At 77.1% G+C, this 1,478-nt stretch carries 2 protein-coding genes; both read right to left on the bottom strand.

The window, feature by feature from the left end:
* The coding region (locus AC51EU_RS30465) for a hypothetical protein (protein ID WP_496270322.1) at positions 1 to 1,117 on the bottom strand (1,117 nt) is incomplete at its 3' end.
* Between the two features lie 67 nt (positions 1,118 to 1,184).
* The coding region (locus AC51EU_RS30460) for a C40 family peptidase (protein ID WP_496270321.1) at positions 1,185 to 1,478 on the bottom strand (294 nt) is incomplete at its 5' end.

Here is a 1,478-nt window from a genome sequence, read left to right as displayed (position 1 = left end):
GCGCCCGCAGCTTGGCCTCCCCCCAGGTGTCGGCGATCATCCGGCAGGCCAGCCAGCTGCCCTCGTACGCCGTGGCCAGCCGTTCGGCGCCGCCGGTGAAGCCGAAGTCCTCGTCCTCCGGGAGCTGGCGGGGTGTGCGCCCGGCCGAGACCGCGCGGGCGAGTTCGGGGGCCGCGGTGCCGGCGGCCCGGTCCCGCCCCCGGTAGGCGACCCAGTCCGCGAAGCCCTCGGAGAGCCAGAGGGGGGTGGCGCCCGTGGTGGCCTTCCGGGTGGCGACATGGGTGATCTCGTGGGCGAGCACCACCGAACGACCCAGTTCGTTCAGCTCCGCGTAGGCCGCCGGATTGACGATCACCCGGTCCGCCGACGCCCGCGCCGCGCCGTCGGCGGCGCCGGTCGTCACCGCCGCGATCCCGGTGTAGGCGGACGCGTCGCCGCCCAGCAGCGACGCCATGCCGGTGACCGAGTCCGGGGCCTCGACCACGACCTTCCCCGGCCATTTCCCCTTCCAGGCCGACGACACCTCGGGAACCGCCGCGTCCACCCGGTCGGCCAGGTCACGCAGCCGCTTCGGGTCCGCCGCGCCGCCCAGGACCAGGACGTGCCGGCCGCGGACGGTACGGACGGGGCCCTGGTCCCACAGCGCCCGGGGGCCGGCGGGGCCGTCGGTGTCGGCGCTGATCCGCCAGCGCCCGGCGCGGCGGGTGAGGGTGAGGTACTGGACGGAGGTGTCGGGGACCGTGTCGTAGCCGGCCAGCCGGTGGCCGGTGCGGACCTTCGCGGCGAGGCGTTCGCCGGTGCCGCCGGCCGGCAGTTCGAACGCACCGGTGGAGAGCAGTTCGTAGCGCCAGTCCGCGAGCGGCAGGGCCGTCAGGTCGCCGAACACCCGGCGCTGCTCGGCGCGCAACCCCGGCTGCCGCGGGTCGACGGTGTCCAGGAAGGCGGCGGTGTCGTGGTCGCGGACGGCGCGGGCCCTGGCGTCGAGCATCCGCTGGATCCCGGCGCGGTCCTCGGGCGGCGGGTCGGCGGGCGCCGCGCAGCCCGCGGACACGACGAGCAGCGGGACGGCGCATACCGCCGTCCCGGCCCGTGACCGCCGCCCTGGCCGACCTGCCATGCGGCCGATCGTACGGGCGGGCGCGGGGCGGCAAAAACGGTGGGGTCCGGGCGGGTGCCGCCCGTGCTCAGGGCCGGGTGACGGCCGAGACGGGCATCATGCCGACCCGGTCGTAGCGCACCCGCGACCCCGGGTGCGGGGCGTGCACCACCCGGCCGTTGCCGACGTAGACGGCGATATGGCTGGCGTCCGCCCGGTAGACGACGAGGTCGCCGGGGCGGGCCCGGCCGAGCGGCACGCGTTGTCCGGCGCCGCGCTGGGCCTGCGAGGTGCGTGGCAGCGCCACCCCGGCCCGGCGGTAGGCCCACTGGACCAGTCCGGAGCAGTCGAAGGACGAGGGGCCGGTGGCGCCCCAGACGTA

It is taken from the genome of Candidatus Streptomyces philanthi (assembly GCF_059553635.1).
This window is presented reverse-complemented; position numbering and strand designations above follow the sequence as displayed.